The 23,672-nt window shown below is 76.2% G+C and carries 20 protein-coding genes; 10 read left to right on the top strand and 10 right to left on the bottom strand.

Annotation, left to right across the window (positions count from 1 at the left end; translation table 11 throughout):
• Positions 1-47: 47 nt before the first annotated feature.
• Entirely contained in the window at positions 48-1,430 is a 1,383-nt protein-coding gene (locus SH587_RS04135; RefSeq protein ID WP_320669305.1) for a CoA transferase, read from the bottom strand.
• Between the two features lie 3 nt (positions 1,431-1,433).
• Positions 1,434-2,657: a GNAT family N-acetyltransferase gene (locus SH587_RS04130; protein ID WP_320669304.1), complete on the bottom strand. Its 1,224-nt coding sequence runs from the start codon at positions 2,655-2,657 to the stop codon at positions 1,434-1,436.
• 39 nt (positions 2,658-2,696) lie between these two features.
• Here SH587_RS04130 and SH587_RS04125 point away from each other — a divergent pair, with 39 nt between their 5' ends.
• The 3 genes from SH587_RS04125 (at position 2,697) to SH587_RS04115 (ending at position 6,113) form a co-directional block, all read left to right on the top strand.
• Positions 2,697-3,341 carry a DsbA family protein gene (locus SH587_RS04125; RefSeq protein ID WP_320669303.1) on the top strand — a complete coding sequence of 215 codons (645 nt, stop codon included), beginning with the start codon at positions 2,697-2,699 and terminating at the stop codon, positions 3,339-3,341.
• 90 nt (positions 3,342-3,431) lie between these two features.
• Complete coding sequence (locus SH587_RS04120; protein WP_320669302.1) at positions 3,432-5,447, top strand: MFS transporter; 2,016 nt, start codon at positions 3,432-3,434, stop codon at positions 5,445-5,447.
• Positions 5,448-5,525: 78 nt separating this feature from the next.
• Positions 5,526-6,113 (top strand): 2-hydroxychromene-2-carboxylate isomerase, encoded by a 588-nt coding sequence (locus SH587_RS04115; protein ID WP_320669301.1) that lies wholly within the window; start codon positions 5,526-5,528, stop codon positions 6,111-6,113.
• Positions 6,114-6,159: 46 nt separating this feature from the next.
• Here the strand turns inward: SH587_RS04115 and SH587_RS04110 are convergent, their stop codons facing one another.
• From SH587_RS04110 to SH587_RS04100, 3 genes are read right to left on the bottom strand one after another with little or no spacing between them, the layout of a single operon-like run.
• Complete coding sequence (locus SH587_RS04110) at positions 6,160-7,056, bottom strand: MaoC/PaaZ C-terminal domain-containing protein (RefSeq protein WP_320669300.1); 897 nt, start codon at positions 7,054-7,056, stop codon at positions 6,160-6,162.
• A complete protein-coding gene (locus SH587_RS04105; RefSeq protein WP_320669299.1) occupies positions 7,053-8,468 on the bottom strand; it encodes a 3-oxoacyl-ACP reductase in 1,416 nt (471 codons plus the stop codon). The genes SH587_RS04110 and SH587_RS04105 overlap by 4 nt, the downstream gene beginning before the upstream one ends.
• 30 nt (positions 8,469-8,498) lie before the next feature.
• The gene (locus SH587_RS04100) at positions 8,499-9,773 is read right to left on the bottom strand and encodes an acetyl-CoA C-acetyltransferase (protein ID WP_320669298.1); all 1,275 of its coding nucleotides are present in this window, start codon (positions 9,771-9,773) and stop codon (positions 8,499-8,501) included.
• Positions 9,774-9,887: 114 nt separating this feature from the next.
• Here SH587_RS04100 and SH587_RS04095 point away from each other — a divergent pair, with 114 nt between their 5' ends.
• Positions 9,888-11,021 (top strand): sigma-70 family RNA polymerase sigma factor, encoded by a 1,134-nt coding sequence (locus SH587_RS04095; RefSeq protein ID WP_320669297.1) that lies wholly within the window; start codon positions 9,888-9,890, stop codon positions 11,019-11,021.
• Between the two features lie 17 nt (positions 11,022-11,038).
• Here the strand turns inward: SH587_RS04095 and SH587_RS04090 are convergent, their stop codons facing one another.
• Positions 11,039-12,856, bottom strand: a complete 1,818-nt coding sequence (locus SH587_RS04090; protein WP_320669296.1) for an ABC transporter ATP-binding protein — start codon at positions 12,854-12,856, stop codon at positions 11,039-11,041.
• Between the two features lie 140 nt (positions 12,857-12,996).
• Between SH587_RS04090 and SH587_RS04085 the strand changes: the two genes are divergently transcribed.
• Complete coding sequence (locus tag SH587_RS04085; RefSeq protein WP_320669295.1) at positions 12,997-13,464, top strand: MarR family winged helix-turn-helix transcriptional regulator; 468 nt, start codon at positions 12,997-12,999, stop codon at positions 13,462-13,464.
• A 422-nt stretch (positions 13,465-13,886) separates the two neighbouring features.
• Here SH587_RS04085 and SH587_RS04080 read toward each other — a convergent pair whose 3' ends face one another.
• Complete coding sequence (locus SH587_RS04080) at positions 13,887-15,659, bottom strand: ABC transporter ATP-binding protein (RefSeq protein ID WP_320669294.1); 1,773 nt, start codon at positions 15,657-15,659, stop codon at positions 13,887-13,889.
• 78 nt (positions 15,660-15,737) lie between these two features.
• Entirely contained in the window at positions 15,738-16,649 is a 912-nt protein-coding gene (locus tag SH587_RS04075) for an SGNH/GDSL hydrolase family protein (RefSeq protein WP_320669293.1), read from the bottom strand.
• A gap of 166 nt (positions 16,650-16,815) precedes the next feature.
• Here SH587_RS04075 and SH587_RS04070 point away from each other — a divergent pair, with 166 nt between their 5' ends.
• The gene (locus SH587_RS04070; RefSeq protein ID WP_320669292.1) at positions 16,816-17,496 is read left to right on the top strand and encodes a TetR/AcrR family transcriptional regulator; all 681 of its coding nucleotides are present in this window, start codon (positions 16,816-16,818) and stop codon (positions 17,494-17,496) included.
• A 43-nt stretch (positions 17,497-17,539) separates the two neighbouring features.
• Entirely contained in the window at positions 17,540-19,135 is a 1,596-nt protein-coding gene (locus SH587_RS04065) for a DUF5715 family protein (RefSeq protein ID WP_320669291.1), read from the top strand.
• On the opposite strand, the gene SH587_RS04060 is transcribed toward SH587_RS04065, so the two are convergent.
• Both SH587_RS04060 and SH587_RS04055 read right to left on the bottom strand, forming a co-directional pair.
• Complete coding sequence (locus SH587_RS04060) at positions 19,077-19,892, bottom strand: hypothetical protein (RefSeq protein ID WP_320669290.1); 816 nt, start codon at positions 19,890-19,892, stop codon at positions 19,077-19,079. The two genes, SH587_RS04065 and SH587_RS04060, sit on opposite strands and share 59 nt — an antisense overlap.
• Positions 19,893-19,901: 9 nt before the next feature.
• Positions 19,902-20,390, bottom strand: a complete 489-nt coding sequence (locus SH587_RS04055; protein WP_320669289.1) for a hypothetical protein — start codon at positions 20,388-20,390, stop codon at positions 19,902-19,904.
• A gap of 206 nt (positions 20,391-20,596) precedes the next feature.
• Here SH587_RS04055 and SH587_RS04050 point away from each other — a divergent pair, with 206 nt between their 5' ends.
• From SH587_RS04050 to SH587_RS04040, 3 genes are all read left to right on the top strand, one after another.
• Positions 20,597-22,177, top strand: coding sequence for a carboxypeptidase-like regulatory domain-containing protein (locus SH587_RS04050; protein ID WP_320669288.1), 1,581 nt, complete (start codon positions 20,597-20,599; stop codon positions 22,175-22,177).
• Between the two features lie 56 nt (positions 22,178-22,233).
• Complete coding sequence (locus tag SH587_RS04045) at positions 22,234-22,866, top strand: hypothetical protein (protein WP_320669287.1); 633 nt, start codon at positions 22,234-22,236, stop codon at positions 22,864-22,866.
• Positions 22,863-23,672: RNA polymerase sigma factor (locus SH587_RS04040; RefSeq protein WP_320669286.1), on the top strand; the 810-nt coding region annotated here is incomplete at its 3' end. The genes SH587_RS04045 and SH587_RS04040, both read left to right, overlap by 4 nt.

Below are 23,672 nucleotides of genomic sequence, written 5' to 3'. Positions count from 1 at the left end.
CGGCAGCATAGCGGCCCGCGGCCGTTCCGAACATGGCTGGATCTCCCTCACCAGCGCGGCGGATCGCTGCCCGCCGGCACCGGACCGCGGCTCCAGGCCAGCGGCCGGCCGTCGAGGGCGCCCGGCGGCGCGATCGCCGAGACCACGCCGAAGGGGCTGGCGAGGTCGACCCGGAAGCAGCCGGGATCGACCGTCGCGGCGGCCGCGGGCGGATCGGCCCGCGGCGCGTCGAGCAGCCAGTCGGCGGTCCGCGCCAGGGCCAGGCGGGCGTGCAGCGGTCCGGCCCCGCGGGCCCGCTCGGCGAGCCCGCGCAGGACCGCGGCGGCCAGCAGGTAGCCGGTCCCGTGGTCGAGCGCCTGCGCCGGCAGCGCGCCCGGGGTGGCGCCGCCGTCCGGCGAGCAGACCAGCGCGATCCCGGTCGCCGCCTGGACCAGGCTGTCGAACCCGCGGCGGGTGCCCCACGGCCCCTCGTCGCCCCAGGCGGAGAGGGTGGCGACGACCAGCTGCGGGTGCCGCTCGGCGAGCGCCGGCGGGTCGAGGCCGAAGGCGGCGAGCGCACCCGGCCGGTAGCCGTGGACGACCGCGTCGGCGCCGGCCAGCAGCCGTTCGAGCGTCGCCCGGTCGTCGCCGTCACGCAGGTCGAGCAGGGCGCTGCGCTTGCCGGCGCCGGTGTCGAGCAGCTGCAGCGGCAGCTCGGGCCGGTCGCGGCGGTCGATCCGCAGCACGTCGGCGCCGAGCGCGGCCAGCCAGCGGGTGGCGATCGGGCCGGCGATCACCCGGGTCAGGTCGAGGATCCGGAGCCCGGTCGCGGGCGGAGCGCCGGCGGGGAGCGGCGGCAGCGGACGGTCGACCGCGGGCCGCTGCTCCCGCCGCAGCAGGCCGCCGGCGGCGAGCGATGCGGCGGCCGGCTCGCGGTCCCAGGTCCGCCGGTCGCGGACGGCGGCCGCGCAGCCACCGGCGGCGACCACCGCCTGCTCGACCTCGCGGGCCGGGCGGGCGGCGACGGCGGCCGGGACGTCGTCGGGCGCGGCGACGGCCAGCGCCCGCAGCAGCGCGGCCCGGTGGTGGTCGTAGTTGGCGTGCAGCCGGACCCAGCCGTCGGCCGCGGGCAGGAACCGCGAGAGCGGGTCGAAGGGCACGCCGGGCACGGCGCCGTCGAGCCGCAGGTGGCGCTCGCTGACGAAGGCCGCCGCGACGTGCTCGGCGTCGAGCCGCGGGACCGGCGGCGGCGCCCCGCGGGCCGCGGCCAGCTCGGCGGCCGCCAGCAGCGCGGCGCCGACCGTGGCCCGGGCGAGGGCGTCGACCGGCAGCGGTCCCGGCAGCGGCGCGCGGTCGGGGTCGCGGTCGCCGTCGATCCGCAGCCGCGCGACGGCCTCGGGCGCGCCGCCGAGGGCGGCCCAGGCGTCGTCCAGCCGCGGCCCGCCAGCCATCGCTCAGAAGACCTCGATCGTCCAGGGCGCGCGGGCCGGGCGGAGCGCCGCGTCGAGCTGCGCCACCGTCCCGGGCCGGTGCTCCTGGACGCTGCCGGCGGCGTGGAGGCCGACGAGCGCGGTGCCGCCGAGGTAGGCCGCGCCGAGGTCGCGGTCGGGGATCGTCAGGTCGGGCTCGCGGTCGCTGCGCTCGGCCTCCGCGCGACCGTCGCGCGCCCGCAGCGCCCAGCGGCCGTCGAGGACCGGATCGGCCGGCGCGTCGACCTGGAGCACGAGGTCGAGGTCGGCCGCCCACGCGCGACCGGCGACGGCCGCCGGCAGGTCGAGGATCCGCAGCCACAGCGCGTCGCCCTGCTGGACGGTGCGGAGCGCGCGCGGGTCGGCGGTGGCCAGGGCCAGATCGTCGTCGAGCGGCCGCTCGTGCAGCTCGACGTCGGTGGCCAGGTCGATGCTGGTCAGGAAGGCCAGCAGCGCGCGGCCGGCCTCGGGGGTGGCGGCCAGCAGCTCCTGGACCGCGACGGTGGTGCGGGCGTCCTGGCCGACCGGGCCGGCGCCGGCCTGCTCGTGGACGCGGTAGAGCGCGTAGCCGTCGTCGCCGCAGACGACCAGCCGCTTCGGCCCGGCGGCGCGCTCGTCCTCCTCGTCGCTGAGGATCCGGGCCCGCCACCAGACCGGCGGACGGCTGGTGATCCCGGCCCGCTGGCCGCGGACGCGCTCGTGGATCGCGGCCAGCGCGGGGGCGTCGGCGACCAGGTCGCCGAACCGCAGCGGCAGCGCCAGGACGGGGGCGCGGAGCGGGACCCCGGCGGCCAGCTCGATCCGGCTGCGACGGGTCCAGGTGGCGGGCCCGAAGCCGAAGCGGCCGTAGATCCCGCCCTCCGAGGCCCAGAGCGCGGCGACCGGCTCGCCCCGCTCGCGGGCGTCGGCGATCACCGCGTCCATCATCGCCCGCAGGACCCCGCGACGGCGGTGGGTCGGCAGCACGGCGACGAAGGTCACGCCGGCGCAGGCCAGCTCGCCGCCGGGCACGCTGAGGGTCCGCGTGTAGGCGCCCGACGTGCCGACCATCGCGCCGCCGTCGGTCACCACCCGCATCCGCTCGACCTCGAGCCGCGAGGCCACCCGTCGCCGCGCCGGCGCCGCGAAGAGCCCGTGCATCGCGGTGCTGGTGACGTCGAGCAGCGGTTCGAGCGCGTCCTCGCCGATCGCCCGCACGCTCCAGCCCATCGGCCGAGGGTAGCGAGCCGGTCTGCGTACCCTGACCGCATGACCACCCCCCAGGCCCAGCCCCAGGTCCTCGTCGTGCTCGACGCCTACTGCGGGTGGTGCCACGGCTTCCGCGACGCGCTGCTCGGGTTCTGGGAGCGGCACCGGGAGGACCACCAGTTCGTGGTCCTGGCCGGCGGCCTGATCACCGGCGAGCGGGTGGCGCCGATCGGGACCTTCGACTTCATCCCCGACGGCAACCGGCGGATCGCCGAGCTGACCGGGGCGCGGTTCGGGCAGCCCTACCTGGACGTGCTGGCCGAGGGCTCGCTGGTGCTCGACTCGACCGACGCCGCGCGCGGCTTCACCGCGCTCCGCGACCAGGCGCCGGAGCGGGCGGTGCCGCTGGCGGTGGCGATCGCCGACGCCTTCTTCCACGACGGCCGCTCGCTCTCGGACGTCGAGACCTTCCGCGCCGTCGCCACCGCCGAGGGGCTGGATCCCGACGCCGCCGCCGCGACCTTCGCCGATCCCGCGACCGCCGGCCGGGTGGTCGAGGAGTTCGCCACCGTCGCCCGGATCGGGGTCAGCGGCTTCCCGACCGTCGCCGTCAGCCACGGCGACCACCTGCACGCGATCGCCGTCGGCTACGCCAGCGGCGAGGACCTGGAGCAGCGGCTGGCCGCCGCCGACCAGGCCCACTAGGCGCGTAGGGCGAAACCCCCACCCGTGCGCGGCCGGGTTCCTCCTCGCGACGGAGGACGCCCGCGCCCGCGCCCGTCAGAATCCGCGACGATGGCTGACGCGCGCCCCGCCGCGGGCACCACCCTCGCTCGCCTGCTGGTGGCCGCCGGCGTGGCGCTGGCGCTCGCCGACGCGTCGGTGGTGACGCTGGCGCTGCCCCAGATCCTCACCCGGCTGAACACGACGATCGACGGCGTCGCCGCGGTGATCGGCGTCTACACCGTCGTGCTGGCCGCCGCCGTGCTGGTGGCGGTGCCGCTGCGACGGCGGCTGGGCAGCGGCGCGCTCGGGGCCGCCGGGATGCTGCTGTTCGCGCTGGCCAGCGCCGCCTGCGGCCTGGCCGAGTCGCTCGAGCTGCTGCTGGCCGCCCGCGCCGCCCAGGCGGTCGGGGCCGGCGCCGGGCTGGTCGCCGGCTACGCGCTGCTGCACCGCGACGGCCGTCCCGCGGGGCGGCCGGACGCGCTGTGGGTGGCGGGTGCCGTCTTCGGGACCGCGATCGGCCCGGCGCTCGGCGGCGCCCTGACCGAGCTCTTCGACTGGCGCGCGATCTTCCTGGCCCAGGCGCCGTTCGGGCTGCTGGCCGGCCTCGCCTGCCTGGCGCCGTTCGGGCCCCGCGCCGCTCCCGCCCCCGCCGCCGACCCGGCGGCCGCGACGCCGGTCGACGCGCCCGAGGGCGCGGCCCGGCCGTGGCCGACCCCGGCCGGCCGGCCGCCGCGCTCGACCGCCCGACCCGCCGCCCACGACGCCCCGACCGAGATCGTCGGCGGGCCGCCGGAGGCCGAGGACGGCGACGACGCCACGCTGCTGCGCCCCCGTCCCGGCGGCCACGACGACCGCACGCTGCGCAAGTCGCCGGCGCCCGCCGCCGGACCGGTCACCGTCGCCGACGACGAGCGCGAGACCGGCCCGACGCCGCCCGCGCGCGACCGGGCACGGGTCGGGGTGGCGCTGGCGCTGCTCTCGGCGGCGCTGACGGCGGTCGTCTTCCTGCTGGTGCTGCTGCTCGTCTCCGGCTGGGCGGTGCAGCCGCTGAAGGCCGCCGTCGGCGTGACGGTGCTGCCGATCGCCGCCCTCGCCGGGTCGCGGATCGGCGGCGACCCGTGGCTGCGGGCGTCGGCCGGGGCCGGGCTGGTCGGGGCCGGCGTGCTGGCGCTGGCGACGCTGCCGACGGTCGGGCCCGGCTGGGTCGTCGTCCCCCAGCTGCTCTCGGGCCTGGGGATGGGGATGGCGCTGCCCGCGATGGCCGGCGAGCTGCTGCCCGAGCGCTCCCCGCGCGAGGCGGCCCAGCTGCTGTCGCTGCGCCACGTGGGGATCACCGTCGCGCTGCTGATCCTGGCCCCGGTGACCGCCGCCCAGCTCGACCGCACGATCGACCGCACCCGCCAGCAGGTGGTGGCGCTGGTGCTCGACGCGAAGCTGCCGCCGCAGCCGAAGCTGGAGTCGATCGGCCCGGCGCTGGCCGACATCGACGAGGAAGACCCGCGCGGCAAGCTGCGGGCGGCGCTGACCGCCCAGGCGCCGCGGTTCGCCGGCGACCCGGAGCAGGCGGCCGTCTACGCGCACCTGGTCGACCGCGCCGACGAGACGCTGATCACGGCCGTCAACCGCGCCTTCCGCCCGGCCTTCCTGATCACCGGCCTGCTGGCGCTGCTGGCCGCGCTGCTGGCGCTGCCGCCGGTCGGCCGCAGCCCGGCGCTGGCGATCGCGATCTGCGGCCTGGGGCTGGCGGCGGCCGGCGGCCAGGCGCTGATGGCCCGCGCCGCCGCCCCGCCGGCGGTGGTGATCGCCAACCCCTGCGAGCGCCGCGACCTGCCGACCAGCGGCGGGCTCGGCGGCGCGCTCCAGGACACGGCGCTGCTGGGCCTGGACGGGGCGGCCTGCAAGTGGGGCTCCTCGCGCGAGGAGCTGGCGCTGGCGATCGGCGACCCCGACCTGGCCAAGGCCTACCAGCGCGAGCACGGCCACGACCCCCGCTCGCCGATCGAGCTGGCCGGGGCCGCGATCACCGGCGGGGGCGGCGACCGCGGCTTCGGCGATGTGCTGAAGAACCTGATCGGCGGCGGCTGAGCGCGGCTCGCGTGGCGGGCAAGCCCCACCCCTCGGGGGCCGCCCGCCACGCGAGCCGGGCGGGGGTACGATCGGGCCGTGTCCACGCCGCGCTTCCTGTTCGACGTCGGCTCGCCCTACGCGTACCTGGCGGGCGAGCGGATCGAGGAGCTGCTCGGGCCGGTGCGCTGGGAGCCGGTGCTGCTGGGCGGGATCTTCCGGGCCACCGGGCGGGCCTCGTGGGCTCAGGTCGGCGACCGCGACGGCGGGGTCGGCGAGATCGAGCGGCGGGCCGCGGCGCGCGGGCTGCCGCCGCTGCGCTGGCCCGATCCGTGGCCGAACGACGGGCTGCTGGCGATGCGCGCCGCCACCTGGGCCGGAGGCGAGGATCCGGCCGACGGCGCCCGCCGCTACGGCCGCGCCGCGATGCGGATCCAGTTCGCCGAGGGCCGGCCGCTGAGCGACCCGGAGAACGTCGCCGCCGCCCTGACCGCCGCCGGCTTCGACGCCGCGGCCGGGCTGGCGGGAGCGGCCGACGCCGCGACCAAGCAGCGGCTGCGCGCGGCCACCGACGCCGCCCTCGCCGAGGGCGTCTACGGGGTGCCGACGGTCGCCGTCGGGCCGTTCCGGCTGTGGGGCGACGACCGGCTGGAGGACGCCGCGGCGATCCTCCGCGCGGCGCGCTGACCGCCCGGCGCCGAACCGCTCGGCCCCGGGCGATCGTTCGACGGGCTCAGGCCGGGGCGACCACGCCGCGCAGGTGCGGCGTCGCCTTCGCGTTCGCGCCCTGGAGCACGAACGCCAGCCCGTCCTCGGTCTCGGCGCTGCCGAAGCCGACCGTGGTCGGCAGCAGCACCGGGCGCTGGAAGCGGACGTCGACCGCGTAGGCCTGCGGCAGACGGTCCTGGAGCGCGGCCAGCGAGCGGGCCTTCGTCCACATCCCGTGGGCGATCGCCCGCGGGAAGCCGAACAGCTTCGCGCTCAGCGGGTGCAGGTGGATCGGGTTGACGTCGCCCGCGACCGCGCCGTAGCGGCGGCCGAGGTTGCCCGCCAGCCGCCACTCCTCGCTCGGGACGATCCGCAGCCCGCCGACGCCGGCGGTCGGGTCGCCCGTGCCCTCCGGGGCCGGGCCCTTCCCGCCCCCGGCGCGGAAGATCGTGGCGATGTCCTCCCAGACCAGCTCGTCGCCGGCCCGGACGGTCGTCGTCAGCGAGAACGTGCGGCCCTTCGGGTGCGGCTGCAGGTCGTCGGCGCGGACGGCGATCGAGAGCGTCTCGCCGATCCCGATCGGCCGGTGCTGGACGATCCGGTTGTGCATGTGGACCAGGCCGATCGCCGGGAACGGGAAGCTCCCGTCGGTCATCAGCGCCATGTGCAGCGGGAACCCGAGGATGAACGGGTAGGTCGGCGGCAGCTCGTTGCGGAGCGCGAAGCCGCAGACCTTCGCGTACGCCTGGAGCCGGGCGACGTCGACCCGGACCTTCGGCAGGGTCAGCGTCAGGTCGGGCAGGGCCTTGGCCGAGCCGGCGACGAAGGGCAGCCGCGAGGCGCCCGGGATCATCGGCAGCGCGGCGCGGCCGTAGAGCCCGAGCGTGCCCGGCGCCTCGTTCAGCTGGCGGGTGACGGTCATGCGCCGATCAGGCTCTGGCCGCAGACGCGGACCGTGTTGCCGTTGACGCCGGCCGAGCCGGGGCTGGCGTACCAGGCGATCGTCTCGGCGACGTCGATCGGCAGACCGCCCTGGCCGAGCGACGACATCCGCCGCCCCGCCTCGCGGATCGTCAGCGGGATCGCCGCGGTCATCTTGGTCTCGATGAAGCCCGGGGCGACCGCGTTGATCGTCAGCTGCTGCTTGGCGACCTCGGCCGCGAAGGCGTCGACGAAGCCGATCACGCCGGCCTTCGAGGTGCCGTAGTTGGTCTGGCCGCGGTTGCCCGCGACGCCGGCGATCGAGGCGACGCCGATGATCCGGCCCTCGGGGTTGATCGCCTTCTGCTTCAGCAGCTCGCGGGTGATCCGCTCCGGCGCCTCGAGGTTGACCGCGATCACCTGGGCCCAGATCTCCGGCTTCATGTTCGCCAGCAGCTTGTCGCGGGTGATGCCGGCGTTGTGGACGACGATGTCGACCCCGCCGTGGTCGGCCTTCAGCTTCGCGGCCAGCTCCTTCGGCGCGTCCTCGGCGGTCACGTCGAAGGTGATCGCGGTGCCGCCGATCCGGTCGGTGACCTTCCTCAGGTCGTCGGCCAGCGGCTCGATGTCGAGGCCGACGACGTGGGCGCCGTCGCGGGCCAGCGTCTCGGCGATCGCCTCGCCGATCCCGCGGGAGGCGCCGGTCACCAGCGCGACCTTGCCCTTCAGCGGCTCGGTCCAGTTCAGCTCCGGCTTGCGGCCGCTCTGGGTGATCCGCACGACCTGGCCGGAGACGAACGCCGACTTCGGCGAGAGCAGGAACCGCAGCGTCGACTCGATCTGGTCGTCGGCGTCGGGCGCGACGTAGACCAGCTGGACGGTCGAGCCCTTGCCGATCTCCTTGCCGAGCGAGCGGGTGAAGCCCTCCAGCGCCCGCTGGGCGATCCGCGCCGACGCCTTCGTGGCGCCAGTGCCGGCGACCAGCTCGGGCGTGGTGCCGAGCACGACCACGCGGCCCGAGGGGCGGACGCGGCGGGCGATCGGCTGGAAGAAGGCGTGCAGCTGGGCCAGCTCGGCGGCCGACGAGATACCGGTCGCGTCGAAGACCAGGGCCTGGAACTTCTGGTCGCCGCCGGTGGCGGGGTTCCAGATCTTCGGCGTCAGGCCGGCCTCGGCGGCGCCGTCGCGCAGCGCGCCCTCGGCGGTCCAGGTCTCGGCCCCGATCAGCGCCAGGACCCGCGAGATCGCGGGGCCCAGGCGGCCGCCCTCGGCCTGGCCGAAGAGCACCGGGCCGTCGACGACCGGCGCGCCCGGCCGGTGGCGCTTGAGGAACGGCGGCTGCGGCAGGCCGACCCGGGGGGCGATCTGCTTGCCGAGGAAGCTGTTGACGAACTGCTGGTAGCGATCGGACATGTGGGGAGGCTCCGTTCGGGGTCCGTGGGCTCAGCGCTCGACGATCGCGACGACGCCCTGGCCGCCGGCGGCGCAGATCGAGATCAGGCCGCGACCCGAGCCCTTCTCCTTCAGCTGCTTCGCCAGCGCCGGGACGATCCGGCCGCCGGTCGCCGCGAACGGGTGCGCCGCGGCCAGCGAGCCGCCGTTGACGTTGAGCTTGCTGCGGTCGATCGACCCCAGCGGCTCGTCACGGCCGAGCTTCTGCTTGCAGAAGGTCGGATCCTCCCACGCCTTCAGCGTGCTGAGGACCTGGGCGGCGAACGCCTCGTGGATCTCGTAGTAGTCGAAGTCCTGGAGCTTCAGCCCGTGGCGGTCGAGCAGCGTCGGGACCGCGTAGGCGGGGGCCATCAGCAGCCCCTCCTCGCCGTCGACGTAGCCGACGGCCGAGGTCTGGACGTCGACCAGGTAGGCGAGCGGCTCGTGGCCGTGCTCCTTGGCCCACTCCTCGCTGGCCAGCAGCACCGTCGAGGCGCCGTCGGAGAGCGGGGTCGAGTTGCCGGCGGTCATCGTGCCCTGGGGGCCGCCGAAGACCGGCTTCAGCTTCGCCAGCTTCTCGAGGCTGGAGTCGGCGCGCAGGTTGCCGTCGCGCTCCAGGCCCAGGTAGGGCGTGAGCAGGTCGTCCATGAACCCGCGCTCGTAGGCGGCGGCGAGGTTCTTGTGCGAGGCGACGGTCAGCTCGTCCTGGGCCTCGCGGGTGATGCCCCACTCCTTGGCGGTGATCGCCTGGTGGGCGCCCATCGACTTGCCGGTCCGCGGCTCGGCGTTGACCGGGAAGTCGAGCGTGATGTCGGTCGGGCGGATCGCCAGCAGCGCCTTCACGCGGTCGGCGTTGCTGCGGGCGTTGTTGACCTTGACCAGCTTGTGGCGGAGCTTGTCGCCGAGCGCGATCGGCGGGTCGGAGGTGGTGTCGGCGCCGCCGGCGATGCCGACGTCGATCTGCCCGAGGGCGATCTTGTTGGCGATGTAGTTGACCGCCTGGAGGCCGGTGCCGCAGGCCTGGCCGATGTCGACCGCGGCGGTCGAGTTGGCCAGCTTCGAGCCGAGCACCACCTCGCGCGTGAGGTTGATGTCGCGGGCGAGCTTGACGACCGCGCCGGCGGCGAACTCGCCGAGGTGCTGGCCCTCCAGGCCGTAGCGCTCGATCAGGCCGTCGAGGGCGGCGGCGAGCATGTCGCTGTTGCTGACGCTCGAGTACTGCGCGTTCGAGCGGGCGAAGGGGATGCGGTTGCCGCCGATGATGGCGACGCGGCGCGGGCTGGTCATGTGGCGTCTCCGGGGAAGATTCCTACCGGCGGTATCGACGGCAGGCGACAAAGGGTAGCGAGGGCTGGGCGCCCGCAGCGTGACGGGGGTCCGGTGCGGTTAGGCTGGCAGGCGATGAGCACGGCGATCTCCGACGCCCAGGCCGAGCGGCTGCTGACCGCGGCCCGCCGCGGCGACGAGGGCGCGTACCGCGACCTGGTCGAGTCCCACCGGCGCGAGCTGCACGCGCACTGCTACCGGATGCTCGGCTCGGTCCACGACGCCGAGGACGCCCTGCAGGACGCGATGCTGCGGGCCTGGAAGGGGCTGCAGCGGTTCGAGGGCCGCAGCTCGGCCCGCTCGTGGCTGTACAAGATCGCCACCAACACCTGCCTCGACGAGATCGCCAAGCGGCCCAAGCGGGTGCTGCCGATGGACTACGGCCCGGCGACCGAGGCCCACATCGGCGCCGGCCAGCCGCTGGTCGAGACGGTCTGGATCGAGCCCTACCCCGACGCCCAGCTGGGCGTGGCCGCCGGGGCCAGCGCGCCGGCCGCCCGCTACGAGCAGCGCGAAAGCCTGGAGCTGGCCTTCGTCGCCGCCCTCCAGCACCTGCCGGCGACCCAGCGGGCGGTGCTGATCATGCGCGAGGTGCTCGGCTTCTCGGCCAAGGAGACGGCCGAGGCGCTGGAGACGACGGTCGCCTCGGTCAACAGCGCGCTGCAGCGGGCGCGGGCCACGATCGACGCCAAGCTGCCCGACCAGAGCCAGCAGCAGACCCTGCGCGCGCTCGGCGACGACGAGCTGCGGGCGGCCGTCGAGCGCTACATGGACGCGATGCAGGCGGGCGACGTCGAGCGGGTGGTGGCGATGCTGACCGAGGAGGCGACCTGGTCGATGCCGCCGCTGGCCAGCTGGTTCGGCCCCGGCCTGGCGCAGCTGCGGGTCTTCCTGGAGGGCGGCCCGATGTCGGGCGCCTGGCAGTGGCGCCACGTGCCGACCTTCGCCAACGGCCAGGCCGCCGTCGGCTGCTACACGTGGGACGAGCAGCAGGGCGTCTTCCTGCCCTTCTGCATCGACGTCCTGACCCTCGCCCGGCGCCCCGACGGCGAGGCGGCGGTGGCGGGCGTGACGGCCTTCATCACCCGCTCGCTCGACGTGCCGGACGAGGAGTCGTTCCTGCGCTTCCCCGACCACACCGAGCAGCACCCGCCGAGCCTGGCGCTGTTCGAGCGCTTCGGGCTGCCGCTGACGCTGGCGCGCGACTGAGCGCCGCGGCGGCCCGCTCAGGCCGCCAGCTCGAGCGTCGCGTCGCGCTCGTCGCGGGCGACCAGCTCGGCGTAGCGGCCGCCGAGGGCCAGCAGCTGCTCGTGGCGGCCGCGCTCGACGATCCGGCCGTGGTCGAGCACCACGATCAGGTCGGCGTCGCGGACGGTCGAGAGGCGGTGGGCGATCGCGATCGTGGTGCGGTCGGCGGCCAGCCGCTCCAGCGCCTCCTGGACCGCCCGCTCGGTGCGGGTGTCGAGCGCGCTGGTCGCCTCGTCGAGGATCAGCACCGGCGGGTTGCGGAGCATCGCGCGGGCGATCGCCAGCCGCTGCTTCTCGCCGCCGGAGAAGCGGTAGCCGCGCTCGCCGACGACCGTCTCGTAGCCGTCGGGCAGGCTGTCGATCAGCTCGTGGATCTGAGCGGCGCGGGCGGCCTCGACCAGCTCCTCGTCGCTCGCGTCGGGCTTGGCGAAGCGCAGGTTGTCGGCCACCGAGGCGTGCAGCAGGTAGGTCTCCTGGGCGACGACCCCGACCAGCCGCGCGCGGTCGGCGGCGGACAGCTGGCGGACGTCGACCCCGTCGATCGTGACCGCGCCGTCGCCGACGTCGTACATCCGCGCGGCCAGGTAGCCGAGGGTGGTCTTGCCCGACCCGGTCTCGCCGACGATCGCGACGGTGGCGCCGGCGGGGACCTCCAGGTCGACGTCGTCGAGGGTCGCGCCGGAGCGCGGGTCGTAGGCGAAGGAGACGTGGTCGAAGCGGACCGGCAGGCCGCCGCGCTCGCCGACCGCGGGGTCGAGGCGGACCGGCCGCTCGGGCTCGCGGACGTCGATCTCGGCGTCCAGGTACTCGAAGACGCGGGTGAAGAGCGCCAGCGAGGTCTGGACCTCGACGCCCAGCCGCAGCAGCGTGACCATCGGCATCAGCAGCCGGGTCTGGAGGGTGGTGAAGGCGACCAGGGTGCCGATCGTGACCAGGCCGCTGCCGTGAGCGCTGCTCCAGCCGGCGATCCAGTAGGCCAGCGCCGGCATCGCGGCGAAGGCGATCTGGACGGTCGCCATCCGCCAGCGGCCGGCCATCGCCGAGCGGACCTCGAGCTCGGCGACGGCGTCGGAGGAGGCGGCGAAGCGGTCGACCAGGTCGGGGCCGCGGCCCATCGTGCGGCCGAGGACGATCCCGCTGATCGAGAGCGACTCCTCGACGATCGCCGACATGTCGGCCAGCCGCTTCTGGCGCTGGCTGACGATCCGGCGCCGGGCCTTGCCGACGGTGCGGCTGAGCCAGACGAAGAAGGGCACGACGACCAGGGTGGCGAGGGCCAGCCGCCAGTCGAGCACGATCATCGCCGTCAGCGTCGCGAGGACGGTGGTGAAGGCGGAGACGAGGCTGGTGACGGTCGAGGTGACGACGCCCTGCATGCCGCCGATGTCGTTCGAGATCCGCGACTGGACCTCGCCGCTGCGGGTGCGGGTGAAGAAGGCCAGCGAGAGCCGCTGGAGGTGGCCGTAGACGGCGGTCCGCAGGTCGTGCATGACCCGCTGGCCGACGGTGTTGGAGAGCCAGGTCTGGCCGACGTCGAGCGCGGCGCCGACGACCGCCGCCCCGATCATCCCCAGGACGAGCAGGGTCAGCAGCGAGGTGTCGCGGTCGGGTAGGGCGACGTCGACGATCTCGCGGATCAGCAGTGGCTGGGCGAGGCCGAGCACCGCCGAGAGGAAGATCAGGCCGGCGACGACGGCGATCCGGCCGCGGTAGGGCCGGAAGAGGCGGACGATCCGCCGCAGGTCGACGGACTCCTTGGGTGGTGAGGGTTCGGTGCTGCGCGAATCCGGGGACATGGACGACCTCCGTCCGCCGCCGTTCGGGGTCACGGACCCGGGTGGTCCGTGCGGCGGCCTAGTTGCTGAGTGTTGCTCAGCAATCTACCAGATGCGGAGGGAAACTCATAATGTGCTTGACCGGCTATACTCGGGAAACCGTGGACACGCCCGCGCCCGCCTCCGCGCCCCCGCCCTCGACCGGCGAGCTGATCGCCCGCGTGGCCCGCTGGGTCCACGGCAGCACCCGCGAGCGCCTGGCCCCGCTGGGCGTGACGCCGGCCGCGGCCCGCGCCCTCGGCGTGCTGATGCGCAGCGACGAGCCGCTGCGGATGGTCGAGCTGGCCGAGCGGCTGCGGATCGTCCCCCGCTCGGTGACCACCCTGGTCGACGGCCTGGAGCAGGACGGCCTGGTCGAGCGCCGTCCCGATCCCCAGGACCGCCGCTCGACCCGGGTCCACCTGACCGAGGCCGGCCAGGCCCGCCGCGACGCCCTCCGCCGCGCCCGCTACGAGGCCGCCGACGAGCTGGTCGCCGTGCTCTCCGACGACGACCGCGAGCAGCTGCACCGGCTGCTCGCGATCATCGACCAGGCCGCGCACGAGGCCTGGTGCGCGCGGCGCTGTTGAGGGTTCGGGCGCCCGGCTGGTGGGCGGGGCGTGCATCGGGTGAGCGGTGGTCGCTGGGCCCGGGCGCGCGGCCGGCCGGCGGCGGACGGCGGACGGCGGGCGGAAGTGGCGTCAATCCGCACCCCCACCCACCAAGTGGCGTCAATCCGCCCCGCCTACCGGCGTCGATTGACGCCAGTTCCGCGGGGCGGGTGCGAAATGACGCCGCTTCGCCCGCCGGCCGTGGCGCCCAGGCCAGCGACCAACGCCTGCGCGGACGCGCGGCCCGGCCCCTCTCCCGTCAGTGCCCCGCCGACCGACCTCGCCGCCGGTCGGGGCCACCCACGCACCGCCGACCATCCCTGCCGCGGCACGGTCGATCCACCACCGCCCCGGAACTGCTCAGACGCGCGGTTGGCCGACCGGCCGCACCCCCAATCCCCTCACGCCCGCCGCTCGTCGACCAGCTGATCGCCCGCGCCCAGCTGCAGCGCCACGTGCTCGGCGTAGAGGCGGTCGGCGGCCAGCAGCTCGTGGTGGGTTCCCACCGCTCGCACCCGTCCGTCCTCCAGCAGGACGATCTGGCGGGCGGCGACGACGGTCGAGAGGCGGTGGGCGATGGCGACCACGGCGCGGCTGGCGGCGACCCGCTCGACGGTCTCGCGGAGGGCCGCCTCGTTGGCCGCGTCGAGCTGGGAGGACGCCTCGTCGAGCAGCAGCACGTCGGGGTCGCGGAGCAGCGCACGGGCGATCGCGACCCGCTGGCGCTCGCCGCCAGAGAGGGTGGTTCCGCGCGTGCCGACCTCGCTCTCCAGGCCGTCGGGCAGGCGGGCGATCAGGGGCTCCAGGCGGGCCTCGGCGACGACCCGGGCGATCCGCTCGTCGGAGGCGTCGGGCGCGGCCAGCAGCAGGTTCTCGCGGACCGTGCCCGCCAGCACCGGGGCGTCCTGCTCGACGTAGCCCAGCCGCGCCCGCAGCGCCGCCCGCGGCCACTCGCGGAGGTCGCGGCCGGCCATCAGGATCCGGCCCGCCGTCGGGTCGTAGAAGCGCTCCAGCAGCGCGAAGGTCGTCGTCTTGCCGGCGCCCGAGGGGCCGACGATCGCCGTCAGGCCGACCCGCGGGACCACGAACGAGACGTCGTCGAGGACCGCCTCGACCCCCTCGCGGTAGCGGAAGCCCACGCCCTCGAAGGCGACCACCGGCGCCGCGTCGTCGGTCGCCGGCACGCTCGTCGCCTGGTCCTCCTCGACCGGCAGCCGCTCGGCCTGCTGCAGCCGCCGCAGCGCCGCCAGCCCGCCCTGGAGCTGGGTCGCGCCCGTCGAGATCTCGATGATCGGGCCCGACAGGTAGAAGAGGTAGAGCAGGAAGGCGATCAGGTCGGGCATCGCCAGCGAGCCGGCCGCCACCAGCGCTCCGCCGGTGCCCAGCACGACCAGGAACGAGGCCTGGATCGCCAGCCCGGCCGCGGTGTTGACGATCGCGTTGTAGCGGGCCGTCTGCACCCCGCGCTCGTAGGCGTGGCGGATCGCGCCGTCGGCCCGCTCCAGCTCGCGCTCCTCGGCTCCGCTGGCCCGGACCGTCCGCAGCGCCTGGAGCACCCGTTCGAGCGCCCCGCCGAGCGCCCCGACCGCCGCCTGCTGCTGCTCCATCGCGCGGGCGATCCGGGGCAGGATCAGCGCCACCGCCGCCCCGATCGCCAGCAGCACGGCCATCGTCACCGCCAGCAGCAGCGGCTCGACCGTGGCCATCAGCACCAGCGCGCCGAGCAGGGTGACCGTGCCGCCGGTCAGCTGCACGATCGCCATCGAGGCGACGCTGCCGAGCAGCGTCGCGTCGGAGGTGGCCCGCGCCACCAGGTCGCCGGGGGCGTGGAAGTCGAGCACCCCCATCCGGATCCGGAGCAGGCGCGAGATCAGCCGCCGGCGCGCCCCGAGCACGATCCGCTCGGCGGTGCGGTCGAGCAGGTAGTACTCGGCCGTCCCGCAGACCGCGCCGAAGACCACCAGCGCGCCGAGCACCACCAGCGGCACCAGCAGCGAGTCGTCGGCGGCCAGCGCCTCGAGCACCTCGCGGGCGCCGAGCGGCTGGGCCAGGCCCGCCGCCGCCCCCAGCAGGCCGAGCACGATCGCCACCAGCAGCACCCGCCGGTGGGGCCGCACGTAGGGCAGCAGCTCGCGCAGGCCCGCGCGGGAGTCGGGGTCGGAGTCGGGGGCCATTCCCGCACGATCGACCTTGGCGCGTTGCCGCGCATCGGCCGATCGGTGCGGGATGGCTCCGACCTTCGTCGATCGGCGCTAGAAGCCGGCGGCCTGGAAGGCGGCCGCGACGGTGCCCGAGGCGGCGTTCATGCCCGCCGCGTTCGGGTGCAGCGGGACGACCGAGCCGTCGGCGTTGATGGTCGGGATCAGCGGATCGACCCAGCGCACCGAGCTGCTCTTGCAGGCGTCGTGGCCGATGCTGGGCGTGTAGCGGTCGACGTAGGTGGCCCCGTTGTCCTCGGCCGCGTTCTGGACCGAGGTGTTGAGCCGCCGGGTCAGCTGGTCGAGGAAGGCGACGTCGCCCGAGGTCAGCGGCAGCGTCGGGTAGCAGCGGCCGCTCTGCGGCAGCAGGTCGGGGTAGCCGACGACCAGGATCTTGGCCTGCGGCGAGCGGGCGCGGATGCCGCGGACGATGCCGGCGATCTTGCCCTCGATCACGGTCGCGTTGGCCAGGTGCAGCGCGCCGATCGAGTCGCGGCAGGGGGCGCCGACGTCGAAGAGCGTGCCCGGCCAGAGGATGTCGATCCCGCCGCAGGTGACGATCGCGCTGGCGAACAGCCCGTTGTCGTTGCCGCCGATGCCGAGGGTCACGATCTTCGTGTCCGGCTTCAGCGCGTCGAACTGGGCCGGCACGCCCGGGTACTGCGGCAGCAGCATGTGCTCGGTGGTGGCGGCGCCGCAGGTGACGTCCTTCAGCGACAGGCCGCGGGCCTGGGCGACCTGCTTCGGGTAGTTGCGCGACGACTGGCCGCAGATCAGCGGCGCGTCGGGCGCCAGCGGCAGGATCGCCGAGGCGGCCGAGTAGGAGTCGCCGAGGGCGACGTAGTCGGGGCTGTCGGCCCGCGACGGGGCGGCCGCGATCGCGGCGACCAGGGCCAGTGCGAGCAGCAGCGACGCGAGCGCGACGAGGCGCCGCCGCACCGGCGGTGCGGAGTGGGGGTACGACACGGTCTCCTCCTGGGTTCGGTGACTCGGCCGCGGGGACGGCCGATATCGGATACCGCGATGTTTCTAACACGCCCGCGTACACCGTTGGGAAAATCTGTCAGACGGGACGTGCAGATTGTGAGATTGGCCGGGGACGGGGACGGCTCCAGGGCGCTAGCCTCGTGCGATGGCGACGACCAGCGGGCGCGCCGCCGGGGGCCGCTACGCCGGTCGCAGCGCCGAGGAACGACGAGCCGAGCGACGGACGCGGCTGATGGACGCCGGCCTGGCGCTGTTCGGGACCCGCGGCTACGGCGCGACCACGATCCGCGACGTCTGCAGCCACGCCCGGCTGGCCGAGCGCTACTTCCAGGAGTCGTTCGGCAGCCGCGAGCAGCTGCTGCTGGCGGTCTACGACCGGGCGATCGAGGAGACCGTCGCCGCGATCGCCGCCGACACCGCGGCCGTCGCCGCCGCGGCCACCGGCGACCCCGATCCGGAGACCGTCCTGCGGGCGGGGATCGCCGCCGCCTTCCGCGCGCTGACCGCCGACGAGCCGCGGGCGCGGGTCCAGCTGCTGGAGGTGGTCGGCGTCAGCGCGACGGTCGACGAGCGCTGGCAGGCCGCGATGCGGACGGTGGCGACGCTGGTCGAGCGGCTGATGCTGGAGTACGCGCCGCCGCTGGCCGCGCTGCCCGCAACGCTCCGCCACGACACCGGCACGATGCTGGTCGGCGGCATCCACCGGCGGCTGATCGACTGGTTCCTGGCCCGCGACCGCGAGCCGCTCGACGAGGTCGTCGACCGGGTCACGGCGATCAGCCTGGCCACCCTCCGCGGGCTCGCCGTCCGCTACGCGCCGCGCTGAGCGGGTGCGCCGCGACGGCCGCGGGCCGTGCCACGATGCCCGGGTGTCCGACCGGCCGATCCGTCCCGCGATCCGCTGGCGCCGACCGGCGCCGGCCGGTGCCCCTGCCGGCGGCCGCGGCCCCGCCGGCCGCGGACCTCGCGGCCCCCGCGGCGACCGCCGCGACGGGCCGCCGCTGCCGCTGATCGGCGCCGCCCTGGCCGCGCTGATCCTGGTGATCGTGCTGCTGAACTCCTGCGGCGGCGACGACGAGAAGCCCTCACGCGCGCAGCGGCCGGCCGACCCGTCGTCGACCACCGCGCTCGGCCGCGAGGCGCTGCGGGTGCTGCGGCCCGACCCGGCCCGCAACGGCGCCGACCTGACGCGGCGGGCGCAGGCCGGGTTCGCCAACCCGCTCTACCGGCTGGTGCCGGGCGGCGCGCTGCTGACCGCCGCGCGGGTGGCGACCTACCGGCCGCTGATCGAGGACGTCGCCAAGCGCGCCGACGAGGACCCGAACCTGCTCGAGGCGATCGTCTACCTGGAGAGCGCCGGCCGGCCCGACGCGATGGCCAGCGACGACGTCGAGGGCGCGGCCGGCTTCACCCAGATCGTGGCCGGCACCGGCAGCGACCTGCTGGGGATGAAGATCGACGTCGCCCGCTCGAAGCGGCTGACGCGGCTGATCCGCCGTGGCGGTCGCAAGCGGGCCGCCCGCGAGGCCGAGCGCCGGCGGGTCGATCCCCGCTTCGACCCGCGGGCCGCGCTCGAGGCGACCACCCGCTACCTGGACATCGCCCGCAAGCGGCTGGGCGGCCGCGACGACCTGGCCGTGGCCAGCTACCACATGGGGATCGGCAACCTCCAGGAGGTGCTGCGGGCGTTCGGCCGCGGCAACCTGCCGTACGTCGAGCTGTACTTCGGCATCGATCCGCTGCGGACGCCCGAGGCGGCGCGGATCATGGCCGGCTTCAGCGACGACTCCTCGTCGTACCTGTGGCGGATCGGCGCCGCCGAGCGGCTGATGCGGCAGTTCCGGCACGATCCCGCCGCGCTCCGGCGCGAGACGGCGCTGCAGGTGCGCAAGGCGTCGAGCGAGGACGTGCTCCACCCGCCGGGCCGGACGCCGGTCTTCGCCGACCCGGCGGCGCTGGCCCGGGCCGAGCGCGACGGCGCGCTGCGGCCGCTGCCCGAGCCGACGCTGCGCGCCAACGGGCTGACGATCAGCAGCGCGATGGGCGAGCTGGCCGGGCGCCTGGACCAGCCGCGGACGCGCTACCGGGCGCTGCGGCCGGCGGCGCTCGGCGGCCTGCTGACGATCGGGGCGGCGGTCGTCGCGCTCGACCGCGAGCGCGGCAGCCGCAACCGGCTGATCGTCACCAGCACGGTCCGCGACGCCCGCTACCAGTCGCTGCTGGGGCGCGAGAACGTGCAGGCCACCGACGCGCTCTCGCAGCACACCACCGGCTGGGCCGTCGACATCGCCCGCCAGTACCGCGGCGGCGACGACCAGGCCCGCAACTTCCAGTGGGTGCTGACGCGGCTGCAGGCCCTGAACCTGATCGCCTGGGTCCGCGAGCCGCAGGCGATCCACGTGACCTTCAGCGACGCCGTCGCGCGCGAGCTGCGGCCGGTGCTGGAGAAGGCGCTGGGACGCTGACGTCGGCCTCGCGGACCGCCGGCAGGTCGAGCCCGAGCACGCCGGTCGCCCGCAGCACCGCCGCCGACGACGGGCTGGCCACGAGCGCCGGCACCAGCTCCGGCCAGCGCGGGTCGACGACCAGCGCCAGCACCGGCGGCGGGCCGCGGCGGCCGACGTTCGGGTCGACCCAGACGTCGGCCGGGTCGGGCCGGTGGGAGCCGTGCGGGTCGTGGCTGGCGGCGGCCGCCCCGCCGGCCACGCGACCGGTGACGGAGAGCGCCTGGAAGCGGGCGATCACCCGTCCGGTGGCGTCCCACAGCGGGACCGTGGTCGCGCTCCAGCCGGTCCGCAGGCCGGACGCGTCGAGCGCGTCGAGCAGCCGCTCCTCGACCAGCCGCAGGTAGGGGCCGAGGACCAGCACCGGCGGCCAGCGGTCGCCGCGGCCCTCGCCGACGACGCCGATCCCCTCCGGCCACTGGCCGACGCCGCAGGCGAAGCGGCGGACCGCGGTCTCCGCCTCCCAGCAGCTCTCGGCCGCCTGGTCGTGGGCGTCGATCGCCGCCCGCAACGGGTCGTCGAGGGCCGTCATCATCGCCCGGTCGCGGACGTCGACCAGCCGCGGCCGGCCGGGCCGGTCGAGATCGGCCAGGGCGACGTCGACGGCGACGCTCGGGACCACGTCGACCACCCGCCAGGCGCCGCTGCGGCCGTTGGCGCGGCGGCGAGCGGGGGCCGGCGCCGCGTGGGCGTCGGCCAGGGCGCTGCTCGGACGCACGGGTCGACCTCAGCCCGTCTGCAGCGCCAGCGCCAGCAGCAGCGGCAGCCAGGCGACGGCGGTGGCGGCCAGGGCGCCGGACAGCGCCTGCCCGGCGAGCGAGCGGCCGGGCGCGCCGCGGCGGCGCCAGACCAGGGCCCAGGCGGCGAACGGCAGCGCGGCGAGCAGCAGCGCGACGGCCCCCGCGACCAGCAGCACGGTGGCGGTCGCGGTGGTGGCCGGGGCCAGCGCCAGGCCGGCCACCAACGTCAGGGCGACGACGGCCGCGACCGCGACGAGCAGCAGCGACCAGCTGTCGCGGGACTCGGCGGACGCCTCGCGCCGCAGCCGCGAGGAGCCGGCGGGACGGGGGGCCACCGGCTCGCGGCGGACGATCGGCCGCTCGCGCTCGGCGGGGACGGGACGGGAGGCGCGGCCGCCGCCCCCCGGCCGGCGGGGCCGGAGGGGCGGCTCGGGACGGGCCGGGCGGGGGGTGGGGGAGAGGGGGACGGCGGACATCGGGGGGATGACGGGTCGGAGGAGTGCGTCAGTCACCCGTCGTGGCGAGCGGCGGGATTCCCCCCCCCCCCCTCGATCTGCGGCGTCCACTCGCGAGCGGCCGTGATCGCCCTCCTGCACCACGGCGTGCGGCGCGCCCGTACCATCCGGGGTCCGTGCTCGTTCGCCGCCTACCCCGACTTCGGCCCTTCGCGGGTCTATCGGCCGTGATCGCCGCGGCGATGCTGACCGTCGCGCTGACGCTGACGGTCGCCGCCATCGGCCCCGCGACCGCCTCGGCCGCGCCGTACACCGTCTGGTCGTGCCGCGGCCCGAGCGGCACCCCGATCGCCAGCGACGCCTGGTCGCCCGCCCGCCAGGGCGTCGCCGCCGGCGACGCGATCGTCAGCGACGGCTGCGCCAGCGGCGGCGGCCTCAACGCCGGCCTGCGCCCGGGGCTGCTGCACGTGCAGTCGGCCGCGGCCTTCGTCTTCGCCGCACCGACCGGGACCACGATCGTCGAGTACGAGCTGTGGCGGGTGCTCCGGGCCGGCGGGGTGCTGCCCGGCTACCGGGCCGCGGTCGAGGGCTCCGCGGGCGCGATCGAGGTCTGCGACGGCGGTCTGGCCGGCTGCTCGACGATCGGCAACCCCGGCGATCCGCTCGGGGCGGCCAACCGCCGCGCGGCCAGCGGGGTCTCGCTCAGCCGGCTGGCCGTCGGCGGCGCCTGCCGCCAGGCCACCTGCCTCCTGGCCCTGGGCACGGCGGCCGACGCCACGCTCTACCGCTCGCGGGTGGTGCTCGACGACGCCCAGGCGCCGGTGGTCGAGCAGGTCGCCGGCCCGCTCGCCGCCGGCGGCACCGTCAGCGGCTCGCCGACGCTGACCGTGACCGCGCGCGACGCCGGCTCGGGCGTCGCCTCGACCACGCTCGCCGTCGACGGCGGCGCGGCCCAGACGCTCACCACCGGCGGCCGCTGCGCCCAGCCTTACTCGAGCGCCCAGCCGTGCGCGGCCCGCAGCACGCCGACCTTCACCGTCGCCACCGCCGGGCTCGCGCCCGGCACCCACAGCGCCCGCGGCACGGTCACCGACGGCGCCGGCAACAGCACGCCGTGGGGTCCGGTCTCGTTCACGGTCGGCGGCAGCAGCCCGCCGCCGCCCCCGCCGAACGAGGAGGGCAACGGCCGGCCCGCCGTGCGGACGCCGAAGCTGACCCTGAAGACGACCGCCGACGGTCGCCGGCGGCGCCCGTCGGGGACGCTGACCACCAGCGGCGGCGACCCGATCGCCGGCGCCAAGCTGACCCTCTCCGCCCGCTCCTACGGGGTGGCGAAGGCGACCACCCGCCAGCTGGCCGCCGTCACCACCGACGCCCGCGGCCGCTTCACCGGCGCCGCCCTGCCCGAGGGCGCCTACGTGGTGACCGCCGGCTTCGCGCCGCGGGTCGGCGAGGCGGCGACCGTCGAGGCCACGACCAAGGCCCGCTCCGACCTGCAGCTGAAGCTGGCGGCCAAGCCGAGCCGGCTGCGGAAGGGCCAGACCGGGCGGCTGAGCGGGCAGCTGAGCGGCGCCGGTCCGTCGGGCAGCGGCACCCGGGTGCTGATCCAGACGATCATCGGCGGCCGCTGGCGGACGATCGACCGCGTGACCGCCGGTGCGAACGGCCGCTGGCAATGGCAGCACCGTTTCGGGAAGATCACCCGCACGACGATCTTCTCGTTCCGGGCCACGGTCCCCAGCCGCTCCGGCTGGCCGTGGGGCACGGAGACCAGCAGCAAGACCCGCGTGCGGGTGGACGTCCGCTGATCGACGACCGGAATCGGGAGGGGGGAACGATGGCCATCGCAGCGACGACCAGGCAGATGAGCCTCCCCGACCCCGTCCCCACCAACCTCGACGCGCTGGGTCCGTTCGCGATCCTGGCCCCGCTCGGCGCCGACGCGGCCGAGCGCGGCCTGCGCTGGGCGGTCGCCCAGGGCATCGACGCGACCGGTCAGGATTCCGCCACCGAGCGCTCGCAGTCCGCCCACCACCTGCTCTGCGCGTCGATCGACCTGCTGCTCGACGTCGCCCTCTCGGCCGAGCGGATGGAGGCCTACGGCCGCCTGCTCGGCGACGCCGCCCCCGCCGAGACCGACCACGTCGCCCCGCTGCTGGACGGCGCCGCCCGCGCCGCCCAGCACGCGACCGCCGGCGCCCTGCGGCTGGTCTGGCGCGCGCTCGAGGTCCACGCCCGCGACGTGGGCTACCTGTGCCAGCCGTGGCAGGACGAGGCGACCTCGTGGACGCAGGCCGTCGTCGACCCCACGATCGGCACCCCCGGTCTGCCCGCGAACCCGGGCGCTACCGAGGCCGCCCGCGCGGCCGCCGGCCACGTGATCACCGCCCTCGAGGCGCTGCCGAACGACCGGATGGCCGTTCCCGGCGCGCTCTCGGCCGCGATCGGCCTGCTCGACGCCCTGTTCCTCCTGGCCTGTGAGTTGCGCCTGCGATGAGCCCCGTCGTCCCCCGCATCCCCACGCGCGGCCGTGCGCGGGACGACGACGCCGACGCGATCCTCGAGCGCGAGTACGAGCAGCTTCGCGGCGAGGTCGTGACGACGGTCCGGGGCAAGCTGCGGACCGCCGGCGTCCAGCTCGACGAGAGCGATCTGGACGCCGCCTACAACCAGGCCTGGCACGCGCTCTACGTGAAGCTGGCCGACGGCCAGACGGTCGAGAACCGCGCCGCGATGCTGGTCACGATCGCCCATCGGCGCGCGATCGACGAGCACCGCGCCCTCCACGTCGACCGTCGCGCCGACGACGACGGCGGCCACGCCGAGCTGCCGGCGCCGCTGCCCGACGTCGAGAGCCGGCTGGACGACGAGCAGCGGCTGCGCTCGCTGGTCGAGGGGATGCACGAGCGGCTGAGCGGACGCGAGCTGCAGGCCGCGACCCTCTGCTACCTGCACGAGCGGACCCGGCCCGAGGCGGCCGAGATCATGGGCCTCTCGCCGAAGCGCATGGAGAAGGTCATGGACCGCGTCTCCAAGCAGATCGCGGGGATCGTGCGCGACGTCGAGGGCGACTGGTGCCGCAGCCGCGGGTCGCTGATCCGGGCCTACGCGCTGGGCGTGCTCGACCCCGAGGGCGAGCGCTACCGGCTGGCGGCGACCCACCTGGAGGACTGCTCGGCCTGCCGCCGGCGGGTGCTGGCCCTGCGCGGCCTGGCCGCCGCGGTGCCGCCCTTCCCGCTGCTGGCGCTGCTGGCCGGCGGCGGCGCGGCGACGGCCGGCGCGGGGGCCGCGGCCGCCGGGGCC

Source organism: Patulibacter defluvii (genome assembly GCF_034096925.1).
Classification (GTDB): domain Bacteria; phylum Actinomycetota; class Thermoleophilia; order Solirubrobacterales; family Solirubrobacteraceae; genus Patulibacter; species Patulibacter defluvii.
Note: the sequence above shows the minus strand (reverse complement) of the source record. Positions and strands in the feature narration are given on the sequence as shown.